The 18,219-nt window shown below is 69.3% G+C and carries 14 protein-coding genes; 11 read left to right on the forward strand and 3 right to left on the reverse strand.

Going from position 1 to position 18,219, the window contains the following annotated elements:
• Positions 1-325 precede the first annotated feature (325 nt).
• Positions 326-1,921 carry an ABC transporter substrate-binding protein gene (locus tag C3Y15_RS26435; RefSeq protein WP_011886171.1) on the forward strand — a complete coding sequence of 532 codons (1,596 nt, stop codon included), beginning with the start codon at positions 326-328 and terminating at the stop codon, positions 1,919-1,921.
• Positions 1,922-2,250: 329 nt separating this feature from the next.
• Here C3Y15_RS26435 and C3Y15_RS26440 read toward each other — a convergent pair whose 3' ends face one another.
• Complete coding sequence (locus C3Y15_RS26440) at positions 2,251-3,330, reverse strand: MBL fold metallo-hydrolase (protein ID WP_014723748.1); 1,080 nt, start codon at positions 3,328-3,330, stop codon at positions 2,251-2,253.
• 415 nt (positions 3,331-3,745) lie between these two features.
• On the opposite strand from C3Y15_RS26440, the gene aceK reads away from it, so the two are divergent.
• From aceK to bioB, 9 genes are all read left to right on the forward strand, one after another.
• Positions 3,746-5,566, forward strand: coding sequence for a bifunctional isocitrate dehydrogenase kinase/phosphatase (gene aceK, locus C3Y15_RS26450; RefSeq protein ID WP_059461190.1), 1,821 nt, complete (start codon positions 3,746-3,748; stop codon positions 5,564-5,566).
• 66 nt (positions 5,567-5,632) lie between these two features.
• Complete coding sequence (can, locus tag C3Y15_RS26455) at positions 5,633-6,400, forward strand: carbonate dehydratase (RefSeq protein ID WP_011886175.1); 768 nt, start codon at positions 5,633-5,635, stop codon at positions 6,398-6,400.
• A gap of 82 nt (positions 6,401-6,482) precedes the next feature.
• Positions 6,483-7,160, forward strand: coding sequence for an SDR family oxidoreductase (locus C3Y15_RS26460; protein ID WP_046429150.1), 678 nt, complete (start codon positions 6,483-6,485; stop codon positions 7,158-7,160).
• Positions 7,161-7,199: 39 nt separating this feature from the next.
• Entirely contained in the window at positions 7,200-7,637 is a 438-nt protein-coding gene (locus C3Y15_RS26465) for a YchJ family protein (protein WP_011886177.1), read from the forward strand.
• Between the two features lie 107 nt (positions 7,638-7,744).
• The gene (locus C3Y15_RS26470) at positions 7,745-9,022 is read left to right on the forward strand and encodes a CocE/NonD family hydrolase (RefSeq protein ID WP_059461189.1); all 1,278 of its coding nucleotides are present in this window, start codon (positions 7,745-7,747) and stop codon (positions 9,020-9,022) included.
• Between the two features lie 398 nt (positions 9,023-9,420).
• Positions 9,421-10,767: an adenosylmethionine--8-amino-7-oxononanoate transaminase gene (bioA, locus tag C3Y15_RS26475; RefSeq protein ID WP_069246342.1), complete on the forward strand. Its 1,347-nt coding sequence runs from the start codon at positions 9,421-9,423 to the stop codon at positions 10,765-10,767.
• Complete coding sequence (bioF, locus tag C3Y15_RS26480; RefSeq protein ID WP_046429145.1) at positions 10,764-11,975, forward strand: 8-amino-7-oxononanoate synthase; 1,212 nt, start codon at positions 10,764-10,766, stop codon at positions 11,973-11,975. The genes bioA and bioF overlap by 4 nt, the downstream gene beginning before the upstream one ends.
• Complete coding sequence (gene bioD, locus C3Y15_RS26485; protein ID WP_045578732.1) at positions 11,972-12,691, forward strand: dethiobiotin synthase; 720 nt, start codon at positions 11,972-11,974, stop codon at positions 12,689-12,691. Before bioF ends, bioD begins: the two co-directional genes overlap by 4 nt.
• 44 nt (positions 12,692-12,735) lie before the next feature.
• On the forward strand, positions 12,736-13,755 hold the full coding sequence (gene bioB, locus C3Y15_RS26490; protein ID WP_011886182.1) for a biotin synthase BioB: 1,020 nt from the start codon (positions 12,736-12,738) through the stop codon (positions 13,753-13,755).
• A gap of 250 nt (positions 13,756-14,005) precedes the next feature.
• Here the strand turns inward: bioB and C3Y15_RS26495 are convergent, their stop codons facing one another.
• The gene (locus tag C3Y15_RS26495) at positions 14,006-14,731 is read right to left on the reverse strand and encodes a copper homeostasis protein CutC (protein WP_011886183.1); all 726 of its coding nucleotides are present in this window, start codon (positions 14,729-14,731) and stop codon (positions 14,006-14,008) included.
• Between the two features lie 160 nt (positions 14,732-14,891).
• The gene (locus C3Y15_RS26500; RefSeq protein WP_011886184.1) at positions 14,892-16,178 is read right to left on the reverse strand and encodes an EAL domain-containing protein; all 1,287 of its coding nucleotides are present in this window, start codon (positions 16,176-16,178) and stop codon (positions 14,892-14,894) included.
• A gap of 289 nt (positions 16,179-16,467) precedes the next feature.
• Here C3Y15_RS26500 and C3Y15_RS26505 point away from each other — a divergent pair, with 289 nt between their 5' ends.
• Positions 16,468-18,135, forward strand: a complete 1,668-nt coding sequence (locus C3Y15_RS26505; RefSeq protein ID WP_014723754.1) for a Na+/H+ antiporter — start codon at positions 16,468-16,470, stop codon at positions 18,133-18,135.
• Positions 18,136-18,219: the final 84 nt, after the last annotated feature.

An 18,219-nucleotide genomic window follows, 5' to 3' on the forward strand; every position in this document is an offset into this window, starting at 1 on the left:
CGCTTCACGCATCGCGCACCCCGCGCCGCGCCGTGCGCCAAACACCCGCACGAAGCATCGCTGCCGCCAGCCAGCCGCGCCGGGCTTCTCGTTGCTTCCGCCACTTCCCTCCCCGCGCCACCGCCCACCCCACCGCGCCGCCGCCCCAGCACGCATTCCGTCGCGAACGCACCCGTTTGTCGCGCAATTCGCCGCGTTCCGGCGCCTTTACCCACGCCGCGCGCGCTTTGACGGTATCCTATTCGCCAGCCGCGCCGGCCCGGCCTCGCCGGGCCGCGCCGCATTCCGACACCGCGCAAAAATCACAAGTCACGTGGGAGAACCTATGCACGTCAAGCTGTTCGCCGCGGCGGCACTGGCCGCCGCCGTCGCCGCTCCGGGCGTCGCCGCCGCCAAGCCGCTCACCGTTTGCACCGAGTCGAGCCCCGACGGCTTCGACGTCGTGCAGTACAACTCGCTCGTCACCACCAACGCGTCGGCCGACGTGATCTTCAATACGCTCGTGTCGTACGACGAAGCGACCAAAAAGGTCGTCCCCGCGCTCGCCGACAAATGGGAAGCGAGCGCCGACGGCCTCACCTACACGTTCCATCTGCGCCCGAACGTCGCGTTCCAGACCACGGACTACTTCAAGCCTGGCCGCCCGCTGAACGCCGACGACGTCGTCTTCACGTTCGCGCGGATGCTCGACGATTCGAACCCGTGGCACAAGGTGGCCGGCGCGAGCGGCTTCCCGCACGCGCAGTCGATGGGCCTCGCGAAGCTCGTGAAGTCGGTCTCGAAAGTCGACGACAGCACCGTGAAGTTCGTGCTGAACGAGCCGAACGCGACGTTCGTGCCGATCCTGACGATGGGCTTCGCGTCGATCTACTCGGCCGAATACGCGGACCAGCTGCTGAAGGCCGGCAAGCAGGCCGACCTGAACGCGAAGCCGATCGGCACCGGCCCGTTCGTGCTGAAGAGCTATACGAAGGACGCGCTGATCCGCTACGACGTGAACCCGAGCTACTGGGGCGCGAAGCCGAAGGTCGACCGGCTGATCTACGCGATCACGCCCGACGCGTCGGTGCGCATGCAGAAGGTGAAGGCCGGCGAATGCCAGATCGCGCTGTCGCCGAAGCCGCAGGACGTGCTCGCCGCGAAGGGCGAAAGCGCGCTGAAGGTCGTGCAGACGCCCGCGTTCATGACCGCGTTCGTCGCGCTGAACACGCAGAAAAGGCCGCTCGACAACGACAAGGTGCGCGAGGCGCTGAACCTCGCCTTCGATCGCGCGACCTATCTGAAGGTCGTGTTCGACAACACGGCGACGGCCGCGAACAACCCGTATCCGCCGAACACGTGGAGCTACGCGAAGGACCTCGCGCCGTATCCGTACGATCCGGCGAAGGCGAAGCAACTGCTCGCGCAGGCCGGCTTCCCGAACGGCTTCACGACGACGATCTGGACGCGCCCGACCGGCAGCGTGCTGAACCCGAACCCGAAGGCCGGCGCCGAGCTGCTGCAGGCCGACCTCGCGAAGATCGGCGTGAAGGCCGACGTGAAGGTGATCGAATGGGGCGAGCTGATCAAGCAGGCGAAGCTCGGCCAGCACGACATGCTGTTCATGGGCTGGGCCGGCGACAACGGCGATCCGGACAATTACCTGACGCCGCTGTTCAGCTGCAACGCGGTGAAGTCGGGCATCAACTTCGCGCGTTTCTGCGACGCGCAGCTCGACAAGCTGATCGCCGACGGCAAGGCGACCGCCGATCAGGCCAAGCGCGCGAAGCTGTACGAAGCGGCGCAGAAGATCATCCACGACCAGGCGCTGTGGATTCCGCTCGGCTACCCGACTGCGGCCGCGCTCACGCGCGCGAACGTGAGCGGCTATCGCGTGAGCCCGTTCGGCCGTCAGAACTTCACGACGGTGTCCGTGCAGTAGGCGTGTGCGGCGCACGTGCATGCCTCGCATGCACGGCGCGTCTCATCTCACCGCCAGCGGCACCCGCCGCTGGCCGCCAAGAGTCGGATGCGCGTTGCGGCACCGCACGCACGCGCAGTTAGTTGCTGCTGCTCGACAAGCTGACCACACGCCTCGATCTCGAATCGGCGCGCGCGATCGAAGCCGCGCTGGCCGGCATTCCCGACCCAATCGAGGCCGCGACGCACGACGCGTGCGTTCGCCGTCTCGCCCGCCCCAACCACACCACGCAACGACAGCGCGCCGGCCTGCGCCGCGCCGCGCCGCCGCGTAACGACGCCACCACGCCCTCAGCGCACGCCGCGGAACCGCAGCATGCCGTCGTCGCCCTGCTCGCGCACGAGCTCGCCGGCAAGCCACAGCAGGTTCAGGTGCGCGAGCGCCTCGCCGAGCGCGAACGTCATCTGATGGATGTCGAGCTCGCGGCGGCGGAACATGATCGGCACGATGTCGGCCGCGCTCGCCGGGCGTTCGGCACACTCGGCACGCACTTCGTCGAGACGCGCGTCGTGGTGCGCGCGCAGTTGCGCGATGCGCGTGCGCACGCCGCGGAACGGCTTGCCGTGCGACGGCAGCACGAGCGTGTCGGGCGCCATCGTCTCGTAGCGGCCGAGCGATTCCAGATACAGCGCAAGCGGGTTCGCTTCCGGCTCGAGATCGAACACCGACACGTTGGTCGAGATGCGCGGCAGCACCATGTCGCCGGAAATCAGCACGCCGTCCGCTTCGCTGTGGAGCGCGCAATGTTCAGGCGAATGCCCGTAGCCGGTGACGACGCGCCAGGTGCGCGCGCCGATCGTCACCGCGTCGCCGTCGCGCAGGCGCCGGTAGCGCGGCGGCACGGCCGGCACGAGGTCCGAGTAGTAGCTGCGGCGGCTGCGCAGCTTGTCGAGCGCGACCGGATCGGTGAGGCCATGACGCGCGAAATGCTCGGCCGCCGCCGCGCCGCCCGCGTTCGAGCCGTTGCCGGCCGCCATCAGGCAGCCGAACATGTATTCGCCGAGCGTCATCCACAGCCGCACGTTCCAGCGGCCGCGCTCGCCGCCTTCGCAGAGCCAGTTGGCGAGACCGAAGTGATCGGGGTGGCAATGCGTGACCAGCACGCGCAGCACCGGCAGCCCGTCGAGCTGCGTGTCGAAGATGTGTTCCCAGTGCGTGCGGATCGCGTCCGACGCGATCCCGCAGTCGACGATCGTCCAGCCGGCCTGCCCGTCGATCTCGTCGCGCAGCAGCCACAGGTTGATGTGGTCGAGCGAAAACGGCAGCGGCATGCGCAGCCAGCGCACGCCCGGCGCGACCTCGAACGTGTCGCCCGCGGCGGGCAGCGTGTCGGCGAACGGATAGTCGAGTTGGTGTTCCAGTGCGTTCATCGGTGGGGTGTCTCGTCGTTATCGGTACACACGCGGCGCACCTGCGGTGCGAAAGGCGTGTAATGGTGGGCAATGGCGTGCCAATGCGCGGCGATCCGGGCGCGGGCGGCCCGAGCCCGAGCCCGCACCCGGCGGACGACGCGCGCGCCGCTGCGCTTATCGCGTCGATTCTAGCGCCGCCGCGCGATGCGGGCCGTGCGGCGCGCGTTCGCCGCGCGAAAAAAGTTCGTGCCAGAATCGGTTCCGTACCCGCATCTTTGCGCGAAGATGCACCGAACCGCCTGCAACGGCGCACAACGCGCGTTGTGACGGCCGTCGGCGCGGCGTCGCGGAAATCATTGAAACGCCGACTTGGGCGCTAGAATGGCGAGTGCTTACGGTCCCTCTACGGTCCCTCTCGAACGAGCCTGCACGCATGAATCACTTCCCCAAACTGCTGTCGTCGCAGATCGGTTTCGACATCGCGCAGACGATGCTCGAATACTTCGACCGCCACTACCGGATCTTTCGGGAAGCCGCCGTCGAAGCGAAGACGCTGTACGAGCGCGGCGACTGGCACGGGCTGCAGCGCCTCGCACGCGAGCGGATCACGTCGTACGACGAGCGCGTGAAGGAATGCGTCGAGCTGCTCGAGGACGAATACGACGCCGAGAACATCGACGACGAAGTGTGGCAGCAGATCAAGCTGCACTACATCGGGCTGCTCACGTCGCATCGCCAGCCCGAGTGCGCCGAAACCTTCTTCAATTCGGTCTGCTGCAAGATCCTGCACCGTTCGTATTTCAACAACGACTTCATCTTCGTGCGGCCGGCGATCTCGACCGAATACCTGGAGAACGACGAGCCGGCCGCGAAGCCGACCTATCGCGCGTACTATCCGGGCACCGACGGGCTCGCGGCCACGCTCGAGCGCATCGTCACGAACTTCCAGCTCGAGCCGCCGTTCGAGGACCTCACGCGCGACATCGGCTGCGTGATGCAGGCGATCGACGACGAGTTCGGCCAGTTCGATGCGGCGCCCAATTTCCAGATTCACGTGCTGTCGTCGCTGTTCTTCCGCAACAAGAGCGCGTACATCATCGGCCGCATCATCAACGCCGATCGCGTGCTGCCGTTCGCGATGCCGATCCGCCACGTGCGCGCCGGCGTGCTCGCGGTCGATACGGTGCTGCTGCGCCGCGAGCTGCTGCAGGTGATCTTCAGCTTCTCGCACTCGTACTTCCTGGTCGACATGGGCGTGCCGTCCGCGTACGTGGACTTCCTCTGCACCATCATGCCCGGCAAGCCGAAGGCCGAGATCTACACGTCGGTGGGCCTGCAGAAGCAGGGCAAGAACCTGTTCTACCGCGATCTGCTGCACCATCTGTCGCATTCGAGCGACCGCTTCATCATCGCGCCCGGCATCAAGGGCCTCGTGATGCTGGTGTTCACGCTGCCGTCGTTCCCGTACGTGTTCAAGATCATCAAGGATCACTTCCCGCCGCCGAAGGAAACCACGCGCGCGCAGATCATGGAGAAGTACCAGCTCGTGAAGCGCCACGACCGGCTCGGCCGGATGGCCGACACGCTCGAATATTCGAGCGTCGCGCTGCCGCTGTCGCGGCTCGACCATGCGCTCGTGCGCGAGCTCGAGAAGGAAGTGCCGTCGCTGCTCGAATACGAGGACGACAACCTCGTGATCGAGCATCTGTACATCGAGCGGCGGATGACGCCGCTGAACCTGTACCTGCAGAACGGCAGCGACGCGGACATCGAGCACGGCGTGAAGGAGTACGGCAACGCGGTGAAGGAGCTGATGAAGGCCAACATCTTCCCCGGCGACATGCTGTACAAGAACTTCGGCGTCACGCGCCACGGCCGCGTGGTGTTCTACGACTACGACGAGATCGAATACCTGACCGACTGCAACGTGCGGCGCGTGCCGCCGCCGCGCAACGAGGAAGACGAACTGTCGGGCGAACCGTGGTATACCGTCGGCCCGCACGACATCTTTCCGGAAACCTACGGTCCGTTCCTGCTCGGCGACCCGCGCGTGCGCACCGTGTTCATGAAGCACCACGCGGACTTTTTCGACCCGGCGCTGTGGCAAGCGAGCAAGGACAAGCTGTTGCAGGGCGAATTGCCCGATTTTTACCCGTACGACACGTCGCTGCGCTTTTGCGTGCGCTATGCCGCCCGCTTCGACGCGACGCCGGACCACGACGACGGCGCCGGCGCCGCGCAGCGCGCCGCCTGACGCACGGGCGACGCAGCTCGCCCGCGCGCGCCGTCGCCCCGACTTCCGCCAATGGAATCCACATCGATGAACACCCAGGACAATCCGCTTTCGCATCTCTTCGCCAACAACGACGCGTGGGTCAAGCGCCAGCTCGCCGAGGATCCCGAATTCTTCACGCGGCTGGCCGACCAGCAGGCACCCGAATATCTGTGGATCGGCTGCTCGGATTCGCGCGTGCCGGCCAACCAGATCATCGGCCTGCCGCCCGGCGAAGTGTTCGTGCATCGGAACATCGCGAACGTCGTCGTACACAGCGACCTGAACTGCCTGTCGGTGATCCAGTTCGCGGTCGACATCCTGCGCGTGAAGCACATCATGGTGGTCGGCCATTACGGCTGCTCCGGCGTGAACGCCGCGCTGCACAACCGCCGCGTCGGCCTCGCCGACAACTGGCTGCATCACGTGCAGGACGTGCGCGAGCGCCACGCGGCGCTGCTCGACGAATGGCCGGTGGGCGAAGCGCGCTATCGCCGGCTGATCGAGCTGAACGCGATCGAGCAGGTCGTCAACGTGTGCCGCGCGACGATCGTCAACGACGCGTGGGCGCGCGGCCAGTCGCTCACCGTGCACGCGCTCGTGTACGGCGTGCACGACGGCCGGATGCGCAACCTCGGGATGTCCGTATCGCGGTTCGACGCGCTCGAGGCGACCTACCGGCGCTGCGTCGCGGCGCTCACCGCCCGCGGCCAGCATGCGCCGGACAACGACATGGTCGCCGCGGACGCCGCGCATCTCGAACACGTCGCGCAGGCGGTCGCCGACACGCTCAAGCCGTGCGACGACGCGCAGTAATCGTAACGGGCGCGACGCGCACCGCATCGACCCGACACACGGCGCTGCCGCGACGGCGGCGCAAACCAAAGGAGCGGCGAACATGAAAACCGTACTGATCGTCGGCGCATCGCGCGGCCTCGGGCGCGAATTCGTCCGGCAATACCGGCGCGACGGCTGGAACGTGATCGCGACCGCGCGCGACGACGCGTCGCTCGCGGCGCTGCGGGCCTCAGGCGCCCAGGCGCATGCGCTCGACATCGCGCAGCCCGAGCAGATCGCGGCGCTCGGCTGGAAGCTCGACGGCGAGCGGCTCGACGCGGCCGTTCTGGTGTCGGGCGTCTACGGGCCGCGCACCGAAGGCGTCGAGACGATCGGCAACGAGGACTTCGACGCGGTGATGCACACCAACGTGCGCGGGCCGATGCAGCTGCTGCCGATCGTGCTGCCGCTCGTCGAGGACGCGCGCGGCGTGCTGGCCGTGGTGTCGAGCCGGATGGGGAGTATCGCCGACGCGACCGGCACGACCGGCTGGCTGTACCGCGCGAGCAAGGCGGCGCTGAACGACGTGCTGCGCATCGCGTCGCTGCAGACGCGCCACGCTGCGTGTATCTCGCTGCATCCCGGCTGGGTGCGCACCGACATGGGCGGCGCAGAAGCCGCGATCGATCCGGAAACGAGCGTGACCGGCATGCGCCGCGTGATCGCCGAGGCCGGCGCGGACGTATCGCGCGCCAACGGCCGTTTCCTCCAGTACGACGGCGTCGAGCTCAGCTGGTAAGCCGAGGTCGCAACCCGACGTCGTCAATTCACGATTCTCATGATTTCGAACCGACCCGATGCGTGCCCGTGCGGCGGCGCATCGCCGGCCCCGGCCGGCAAAACCGCGGCGCCGCGCTATGCGGCATGCTGCGGCCGCTTCATCGACGGCGGCGAAGCCGCGCCGAGCGCGCTGGAGTTGATGCGCTCGCGCTATAGCGCCTATGTGCTCGGCGCGACCGACTACCTGCGCGCGACCTGGGACGCGCGCACCTGCCCGGCCGATCTCGACGCCGATCCGGCCGCGCCCGACGCGCCGCGCTGGCTCGGCCTTGCGATCAAGCGCCACACGCCCGTCGACGCGAGCCACGCGCAGGTCGAGTTCGTCGCGCGCTACAAGGTCGGCGGCCGTGCGTACCGGCTGCACGAAACCAGCCGGTTCGAGCGCGACGAGCGCGGTTTCTGGCGCTATGTCGACGGCGAAGTAAGCGAACGCTGACAAATAGTTGCTGTGTCAGACGCCGGGTAATTCCCGCATTGCACAACCCGAATTTGTCGGGCTAGGATGGCTGTCAGATCGGTCATGTTGCATGGCAGGGCTTACGAATGGCGTTCAGCAAAGCATTGGTGGGATGGATGGCGGCCAGCGTGCTGTCGGCCGCTCAGGCCGGTACGCTGTCGACCGTCAACGTCGGTACGAACGCCGGTGCGACCGGCGGCTCGCTCGCACGCGCCGAGCGCTTCGATTACGGCACTTCGGGTCTCCCGCAGGTCGCCGCCAACCTCAACGAACAGATCATCAGCATTCCGGCCGATGCGTCGGGCTCGGTGATGCTCGAAGCCACGCTGTTCAAGCCGAACGGCCCCGGCCCGTTCCCGCTCGTCGTCTTCAATCACGGCAAGAACACCGGCGATCTGCATCAGCAGCCGCGCAGCCGGCCGCTCGCGTTCGCCCGTGAATTCGTGCGCCGCGGCTATGCGGTGATCGCACCGAACCGCCAGGGCTTCGCCGGTTCGGGCGGCACCTACCGGCAGGAAGGCTGCAACGTCGGCAAGAACGGCCTCGCGCAAGCGGCCGACGTCGACGCCACCGTGCGCTACATGTCGCATCAGCCGTACGTCGATGCGTCGCGCATCGTCGTCGCGGGCACGTCGCACGGCGGGCTCGTGTCGGTCGCGTACGGCACCGAAGCGGCGCCGGGCGTGCGCGGCATCATCAATTTCTCCGGCGGGCTGCGCCAGGATCTCTGCGACGGCTGGCAGCGCAACCTCGTCGACGCGTTCGGCCAGTACGGCGCGCATACGAGCGTGCGCTCGCTGTGGCTGTACGGCGACAACGACTCCGTGTGGACGCCCGGGCTCGTCGCGCAGATGCACGACGCGTACGTGTCGCACGGCACGCAGGCGCAATTCGTCGATTACGGCCGCTACAAGGACGATGCCCACCGGCTGATCGTCGATCGCGACGGCGTGCCCGTGTGGTGGCCGGCCGTGCATGCGTTCCTCGCGGAGCTGAACCTGCCGACCTCGGTGCGCTACGCGGTCGCGAACCCGCACGAGCCGAAGGCGACCGGCTACGCGTCGATCGATTCGGTCGATGCGGTGCCGTTCCTCGACGAAGCGGGCCGCGAAGGCTATCGGCACTTCCTGAACCAGCATCCGAGCCGCGCGTTCGCGGTGTCGTCGGAAGGCGCGTGGTCGTGGGCCGAAGGCGGCGACGATCCGATGGCGCTCGCGCTCGACAACTGCTCGAAGCAAAGCGCCGGCGCATGCCGGCTGTACGCGGTGAACGATCGCGTCGTGTGGAGCGGCAACACGACGCAAACCGCCGACACCGGCGACGCTGAAACCACCACCGACACGCGCGCACTGGCTTCGCGCTGATATTGCGGGGCGCGACGCCCCGCACTTTCTCCGCCCTCCCCCGCTCCGCTTTCTCGCCGGCCTGATCCGCCGGCTGCCGCTCAGCCGCGCGGCGCCACACCACGCCCGTTTCTCCTTCCAACCCCGATTCTTCCGGCTCGCTCGCGCCGCTTTCCCACGATTTTTTTCTGTTGGGTGGGCTCACTCGAACGTCGTCATCTGCGGTCATTTCGGAGCATCTGGCGCGTACCGTTGCGAGCGCCCCCGATCTGCGCCGAACTCCCGTCCCGTAAGGCTTTGCGGCGTTTGTAACCGGTAGTGCAACGGGCCGCGGAACACGCTAATCTCAGCGCGTTTTCCGTCAGTCGCCGCGCGGCATCCGGTTCGATGCCCGCCGCCGTTTGTCTCCCGGAGTTGCCTTGAGTACGCCAGCCACCGACGACTGGGTCGCGCGCAGCCTGCGCGCGGTCTGGCACCCCTGCACCCAGATGAAACACCACGAGCGCCTGCCGCTCGTCCCCGTCGCGCGCGGCGCCGGCGTATGGCTGTACGACCGCGACGGCCGCCGCTACTTCGACGCGATCAGCTCGTGGTGGGTGAACCTGTTCGGCCATGCGAATCCGCACATCAACGCCGCGCTGAAGGACCAGCTCGACACGCTCGAGCACGCGATGCTCGCCGGCTGCACGCACGAGCCGGCGATCGAACTCGCCGAGCGGCTGCATGCGCTCACCGCGCGCACGCTCGGCCACGCGTTCTTCGCGTCGGACGGCGCATCGGCCGTCGAGATCGCGCTGAAGATGAGCTTCCACGCGTGGCGCAATCGCGGCCAGGGGGACAAGCGCGAATTCGTGTGCGTCGCCAACAGCTATCACGGCGAGACGATCGGCGCGCTCGGCGTGACCGACGTCGCGCTGTTCAAGGATGCGTACGACCCGCTGATCCGCAACGCGCACGTGGTCGCCTCGCCCGATGCGCGCGGCGCGCAGCCGGGCGAGACGGCCGCCGACGTCGCGCAGCGCGCGCTCGGCGACGTACGCCGCCTGTTCGCCGAACGCGCCGGGCAGATCGCCGCGCTGATCGTCGAGCCGCTCGTGCAGTGCGCGGCCGGCATGGCGATGCACGATCCGTCGTACGTGCGCGGGCTGCGCGCGCTGTGCGACGAGTTCGGCGTGCATCTGATCGCCGACGAGATCGCGGTCGGTTGCGGCCGCACCGGCACCTTCTTCGCGTGCGAGCAGGCCGGCGTATGGCCCGATTTCCTGTGCCTGTCGAAAGGGATCAGCGGCGGCTATCTGCCGTTGTCGCTGGTGCTCACGCGCGACGACGTGTACACGGCGTTCTACGACGACGACACGACGCGCGGCTTCCTGCATTCGCATTCGTACACCGGCAACCCGCTCGCGTGCCGCGCGGCGGTCGCCACGCTCGAGCTGTTCGCGCGCGACGACGTGCTCGCCGCCAACGCGCGCAAGTCGGCCGCGCTGCGCGCCGCGCTCGCGCCGCTCGACGCGCATCCGCAGGTGCGCCACCTGCGCGAGCGCGGCACGCTGTTCGCGTTCGACGTCGCGCTCGACGGCGACGCGGCGCGCGGCTTCTCGCGCCGCTTCTTCGAGCGCGCGCTCGAGCGCGAACTGCTGCTGCGCCCGATCGGCACGACCGTGTACCTGATGCCGCCGTACGTGATGACCGACGACGACATCGCGTGGCTCGCGCAACGCACGCGCGACTCGCTCGACGCCACGCTCGCGGAGGCCGCACGATGAAGCCGGTCTCGCCACCCATCGCCACGCCGCTGCTCGACACGCTGCAGCGCGGCCTCGCCGAGCTCGACGCACAGGGCCTGCGCCGTGTGCGCCGCACCGCCGACACCGCCTGCGACGCGCACATGCGCGTCGACGGCCGCGACATCGTCGGCTTCGCGAGCAACGATTACCTCGGCCTCGCCGCCCATCCGGCGCTCGTCGCCGCGTTCGCCGAAGGCGCGCAGCGCTACGGGTCGGGCAGCGGCGGCTCGCATCTGCTCGGCGGCCATTCGCGCGCGCACGCGCGCCTCGAGGACGAACTCGCCGGCTTCGCGGGCGGCTTCTCCGACGCGCCGCGCGCGCTGTACTTCAGCACCGGCTACATGGCCAACCTCGCCGCGATGACGGCGCTCACCGGCAAGCAGGCGACGATCTTCTCCGACGCGCTGAACCACGCGTCGCTGATCGACGGCATCCGGCTGTCGCGCGCGAACGTGCAGATCTATCCGCACGCCGACATGCACGCGCTCGGCGCGCTGCTCGATGCGTCGGATGCGCCGACGAAGCTGATCGTCAGCGACACCGTGTTCAGCATGGACGGCGACCTCGCGCCGCTCGCCGAACTCGTCGCGCTGGCCGAACGCCACGGCGCATGGCTCGTCGTCGACGACGCGCACGGCTTCGGCGTGCTCGGCCCGCAAGGCCGCGGTGCGCTCGCGGCCGCCGCGCTGCGCTCGCCGAACCTCGTCTACGTCGGCACGCTCGGCAAGGCCGCGGGCGTCGCCGGCGCGTTCGTCGTCGCGCACGAGACCGTGATCGAATGGATGATCCAGCGCGCGCGCAGCTACATCTTCACGACGGCCGCGCCGCCGGCGGTCGCGCACGCGGTGTCGGCGAGCCTGAAGGTGATCGGCGGCGACGAAGGCGACGCGCGCCGCGCGCATCTCGCCGCGCTGATCGAACGCACGCGCGCGCTGCTACGCGCGACGCGCTGGCAGCCGGTCGATTCGCACACGGCCGTGCAGCCGCTCGTGATCGGCAGCAACGACGCGACGCTCGCGGCGATGCGCGCGCTCGACGCCCGCGGGCTGTGGGTGCCGGCGATCCGCCCGCCGACGGTGCCGGCCGGCACGTCGCGGCTGCGCATCTCGCTGTCGGCCGCCCATTCGTTCGACGATCTCGCGCGGCTCGAAGCCGCGCTGATCGCAGCCAGCGAGGCGAGCGCATGAGCACCGCACTGTCCGTTTTCGTCACCGGCACCGACACCGAGATCGGCAAGACCTTCGTATCGGCCGCGATGCTGCACGGCTTCGCGCGGCACGGACTGCGCGCGGCCGCGCTGAAGCCGGTCGCCGCCGGCGCGTACGAGCGCGACGGCATCTGGCGCAATGAGGACGCCGACCAGCTCGACGCCGCCGCGAACGTCGCGCTGCCGCCCGAGCTGCGCACGCCGTTCCTGCTGAAGGCGCCGGCCGCGCCGCACATCGTCGCCGCGCACGAAGGCGTGACGCTCGACATCGACACGATCGTCGCGAGCCATCGCGAAGCGCTGACGCGCGCGGACGTCGTCGTCGTCGAAGGCGTCGGCGGCTTTCGCGTGCCGCTCAACGACACGCAGGACACGGCCGATCTCGCGGTCGCGCTCGGCTTGCCGGTCGTGCTCGTCGTCGGCATCCGGCTCGGCTGCATCAGCCATGCGCTGCTGACGGCCGACGCGATCCGCCAGCGCGGCCTCACGCTCGCCGGCTGGGTCGCGAACCACGTCGATCCGGCGATGTCGTACGCCGACGAAAACGTCGCGACGATTCGCGACTGGCTCGCCCGCGAGCATCGCGCGCCGCTGCTCGGCCGCGTGGCGCACCTGCGGCCCGCCGCCCCCGAATCCGCCGCGGCGATGCTCGACATCGCCGCGCTCGTCGACACGCTGCGCCGCGCGCAGCATTGACGCCCCCATCCCCACGTTCCCGCATCCAGCACAGGAAAACCACCATGACCCAAGCCCAGACCGCCGCCGTGCAACCCGACGCGATCCCCGTCGCGGCACCGACGCCGCAGCGCTGGCGCGTCGCCGACGTCGTCGCGCTGTTCGAGCTGCCGTTCAACGACCTGATGTTCCGCGCGCAGCAGGTGCATCGCGAGCATTTCGATGCGAACGCGGTGCAGCTGTCGACGCTGCTGTCGATCAAGACGGGCGGCTGCGAGGAGGATTGCGGCTATTGCTCGCAGTCGTCGCACCACGACACGGGGCTGAAGGCCGAGAAGCTGATGGACGTCGACGCGGTGCTCGAGGCCGCGCGCGCGGCGAAGGCGAGCGGCGCGAGCCGCTTCTGCATGGGCGCCGCATGGCGCAATCCGAAAGAACGCCACATGCCGGCGCTGACCGAGATGGTGCGCGGCGTGAAGGAGCTCGGCCTCGAGACCTGCATGACGCTCGGCATGCTCGAGGACGAGCAGGCGCAGCAGCTCGCGCACGCAGGCCTCGACTACTACAACCACAACCTCGACACGTCGCCGGAGTTCTACGGCCAGGTGATCTCGACGCGCACGTACCAGGACCGTCTCGACACGCTCGACCGCGTGCGCGACGCGGGCATCAACGTGTGCTGCGGCGGCATCATCGGGATGGGCGAGTCGCGCCGCGAGCGCGCGGGGCTGATTTCGCAGCTCGCGAACCTGAATCCGTATCCGGATTCGGTGCCGATCAACAACCTCGTCGCGATCGAAGGCACGCCGCTCGAAGGCACCGCGCCGCTCGATCCGTTCGAGTTCGTGCGCACGATCGCGGTCGCGCGCATCACGATGCCGAAGGCCGTCGTGCGCCTGTCGGCCGGCCGCGAGCAGCTCGACGACGGGCTGCAGGCACTGTGCTTCCTCGCGGGCGCGAACTCGATGTTCTACGGCGACCAGCTGCTGACGACGAGCAACCCGCAATCGCAGAAGGATCGCGCGCTGTTCGAGCGGCTCGGCATGCGCGCGAGCGACGCGGACGCGATGTCCGCCGACGCGTAAGCGTCAGTGCGCTCGCCCGCCGCGCACGAAACGGCGGGCGGATCTGCGCGGCTTCCGGCGCTCCCACGCGCCGGGGCAGCGGCTGTTCGGCGATCTCGCGGGCTTGCCTGAACGAAGCGCGCAAACGACGCTGCCGCGTAAACGACAAAACCCCATGCTCCGAAAAACATGGGGTTTGTCAGCGTTCCGAGCCGGGACATCCGCCGGCTTTTTCTCTCCGCAACGCCGGCGCGCAACGCCGGCGACCGCCTCACACGTGCGCCGCCGCGCCGTCGAGCGCGGCGCGCACGCGCGCGACCTGCTCCGCGTCGACGGGCGCGAGCACTTCGCCTCGGGGCCGCACGCCCGAGCCGAAATGCACCGCCCGCACGCCGGTGGCGCGCACGAAATCGCCGACCGCATCGACCGTCAGCCCCGAGCCGGCCAGCACCGTGCACGTCGTGCCGGCCGCCTGCCGCACCAGCCGCGTGATCGTCGCGACCGCGTCGAGCACCGACGGATGGCCGCCCGAAGTCAGCACCGACGTGACGGCCGGCACGCGCAGCAGCGCGTCGAACGCGGCGTTCAGATCGCGGGCGACGTCGAAGGCGCGGTGGAACGTGAGCGCGCGCCCGTCGGCGGCGGCCGCGATCCGCGCGAGCGCGTCGACATCGACGTCGCCGTGCGCATCGAGCGCGCCGAACACGACGCCGTGCGCGCCGGCCGCGACGGCCGCGCGCACGTCGCGCTCGATCACGCGCAGGTCGTCGGCGTCGTAGACGAACGAGCGGCTGTGCGGGCGCACGATCACGTTGACCGGAATCGGCACCGCGGCGACGACGGCCTCGATCAGGCCCACGCTCGGCGTGAGCCCGCCTTCGCTGATCGCGGTCACGAGCTCGAGGCGGTCGGCACCCGCGCGCGCGGCGGCCCGCGCGTCGCCGACGGTCGTCGCGATGACTTCGAGAAGGACGGAGGAAGCGGCAGTTCGGTTCATCGGCAGGCTCGCGAATCGTCTGGACAATTCGCGCATCCTAGCCGAGCGGCGCGACGCGCGCCAGCATCCGGCCCGCGCCGCCCGTCGGTGCGCTACGGCCCGTTCATGCGAAAAACGGGCTTGCTCCCCTGTTTGGAAAGACTCGTTCGCGGGGCCGGCCCTACGCGCCGTCGGCCGTGTCGTCGCGCCAGTCGATATCGCCGCACAGCACGTGCAGCGCATCGCCGATGCGCACGGCCACCGACAAGGTCACGCACGGCTGCGCCTCGCTGATCGACAGATACGGGCGCGTCAGCTGCACGCGCCCCGGCTCGGCGATCGCGGTGCGGAAATACGGCCGGCGCAGCCAGTTCGCGCCCTGCGCATCGGCCAGCGGCGAGAACCGCGCCTCGGCGAGCGCGCGGTCCGCGCGCAGCACGACGTTGCGGCCGGACTGACGGCCGCGCGCGTCGAGCAGGAAGCAGCGCGCGGCGTCGTCGAGCGCGAGAAAGTTCCAGCACACCTCGTCGAGCGCTTCGCCGGCCGCGAGCCGCTCGGCCGCGCGTTCGAATGCGCGCAGGTACGGCGCGAGCCGCTGCGCATCGCGCCGCTCGCGCGCTTCGGATTGCTGCCGGAAGCGCTCGGTCAGCTCGCCGATGCAGCCGGTCGCCGCGGCGCTGTCGGGCAAGCCGGGCGCCGGGCGGCCGAAGTAATAGCCCTGCACGAAATCGGCCTCGCACGACAGCGCGATCTGCGCGTCGTGCTCGGTCTCGATCCCCTCGACGAGCACCAGCTTGCCGGCCTCGTGCAACAGCGTGACGAGCCCGTGCAGGATCGCGGTGAGCCCCGTGCGATGCGCGGCGTGCGACAGCATGATGCGGTCGAGCTTCACGATGTCCGGGTTCAGTTGCCAGATCCGCTCGATGTTCGAGTGGCCGGCGCCGAAATCGTCGAGCGCGATCAGGAAGCCCTGCGCGCGAAACTCGCGCACGGCGTCGGCGAGCCGCTCGACGTCTTCCGCGCGCTGTTCGAGCACTTCGAGCACGACGCGGCGCGGCGGCATGCCGAGCCGCTTCAGGTTGGCGAGCAGCGCGGCGGCCTGGAACGGGTCGGTCAGCACGCCCGGATGCACGTTGAGAAACAGCCATTCGCGCTCCGCGCCGAGCAGCGCGAAATTCTCGAGATGCAGCGCCTGCGCGAGCCGGTCGAGCTGCAGCAGCTCGCCCTGGCGCGCGGCCTGGCCGAACACGTCGAGCGGCGACACCGCACGGTCGAGCGGATCGTGCGCGCGCAGCAGCGCCTCGTAGCCCACCGCGCGCTGGTGCGACAGGCTGAAGATCGGCTGAAACACGGTCGTGAGCGTCAGCTCGTGGTGCTGGGTCGCCAGTCGTTCGAAGCCGGAGCTCATCTCCCGCTCGAAACGATACGGCGACGCGGCAGCCGGACGCTCCTGCTGCACGATGGTCATGGCTGCCTCCTGCCGATGCGGCCGAACGTGGTGGGTGAACGGGGCGGCGCGCGCAATGTCATGGTGAATTCCTCGGTGCTCCGGTCGTTGCCGGACGGTACGCAAGCATCAAGCAAGCTCCGTGCAAGCGCTGAACACATATGCCGCACGCGCCTGCGCGCCCGCCGCACCAGCCTGGCGCAGCCGTGCTGCACCGTTTGCGTGCGCGCGCACCGGCGCACTCGAGCGCAGCGCGCACGTCGTCACGCTACACTGCGTACGGTCGTTCCATTCTCCTCGTGCCGTATCGATGGAAATCGTCTTCACCGTCCTCATTCTGCTGCTCACGGTCGCGCTGTCGGGCGCGCTCACGCGTGTGCTGCCGTTGCGGCTGCCGCTGCCGCTGATGCAGATCGCGTTCGGCGCGATGCTCGCGTGGCCCAGGCTGAACCTGCACGTCACGTTCGATCCCGAGATCTTCATGCTGCTGTTCATTCCGCCGCTGCTGTTCGCCGACGGCTGGCGGATCCCGAAGCGCGAACTGTACATGCAGCGCCGCGCGATCCTGATGCTCGCGTTCGGGCTCGTGTTCATGACGGTACTCGCCGTCGGGTATTTCGCGCACTGGCTGATACCCGAGTTGCCGCTGCCGATCGCGTTCGCGCTCGCGGCCGTGCTGTCGCCGACCGATGCGGTGGCGCTGTCCGGCATCGCCGGCAAGGGCCGCATTCCGCCGCAGCTGATGCACATCCTCGAAGGCGAGGCGCTGATGAACGACGCGTCGGGCCTCGTCGCGCTGAAGTTCGCGATCGCCGCCGCGCTCACCGGCATGTTCTCGCTGCGCGACGCGTCGATCACGTTCGTGATCGTCGCGGCCGGCGGGCTCGCCACCGGCGCGGGCGTCGCGTGGCTGTTCAGCGCGCTGTCGACGCGCTTTCTCAACGCCGAGCAGGAAGGCGATCCGGCCCCCGGCATCGTGATGACGCTGCTGGTGCCGTTCGCCGCCTACCTGTTCGCCGAGCATCTCGAGCTGTCGGGCGTGCTCGCGGCCGTGTCGGCCGGGATGATGATGAATTACACGAGCTTCTCGCGCAAAAGCACCGTCGCGTCGCGCGTGCGCGCGGAGAGCACGTGGGCGATGATCGAGTTCGTGTTCAACGGCATGGTGTTCATCATGCTCGGGCTGCAGCTGCCGCACATCATCGGCAGCGCGCTGGTCGACGCGCACCACACGAGCGATGCGCTCGTCGGCCGGATGATCTTCAACGTCTGCGCGATGATGGTCGCGCTGTATGCGATCCGCTTCCTGTGGGTGTGGCTGCTGCGCTGGATCGCGAGCCGCCGCGCCGCGCGCCAGGGCCTGCCCGGCACGATGGCCGGCGTGCGCACGATCGCGGTGATGACGGTCGGCGGCGTGCGCGGCGCGGTCACGCTCGCCGGCGTGCTGTCGATTCCGGTCGCGCTGTCGAACGGCGCGCCGCTGCCGGGGCGCGACGCCGCGATCTTCATCGCGTCGGCGGTGATCCTCGGCTCGCTGATCGTCGCGATGATCGGCTTGCCGCTGCTGCTGCGCGGCATGCGCGCGGCGCGCAACCCGCTCGCCGCCGAGGAGCGCGCCGCGCGCGCGGCCGCCGCGCAGGCCGCGATCCGCGCGATCGACGCGTCGCACGACGCGATCGCGGCCGCGCTCGACGAATCGGGCGCCGCGCGCTGCGCGGACATCTCGGCGCGCGTGATGGACCTGTACCGCCGCCGCCTCGCCTCGCTCGCCGACGACGGCCCGACGCCGCGCGCGCAGGCGCATCAGAGCGAAACGATGGAGCTGCAGATGCGGATCGCCGCGGTGCGCGCGGAGCGCACGGTGCTGTATCGGCTGCGCAGCGAAAGCCGCATCTCGGACGAAACGCTGACGAAGCTGATCCGCGAGATCGATCTGTCGGAGACGGCGCTGTCGACGCGCAAGAAGGGCCTCGTCTGATGCGTCGATGCACGCCGCCGCGCACGGCCACCGCATGAAGAAACGGCGACGCTCGCGCGTCGCCGTTTTCGCATCGGGCGGGCG

It is taken from the genome of Burkholderia sp. B10, from assembly GCF_004368385.1.
GTDB classification, from domain to species: Bacteria; Pseudomonadota; Gammaproteobacteria; order Burkholderiales; family Burkholderiaceae; genus Burkholderia; species Burkholderia vietnamiensis.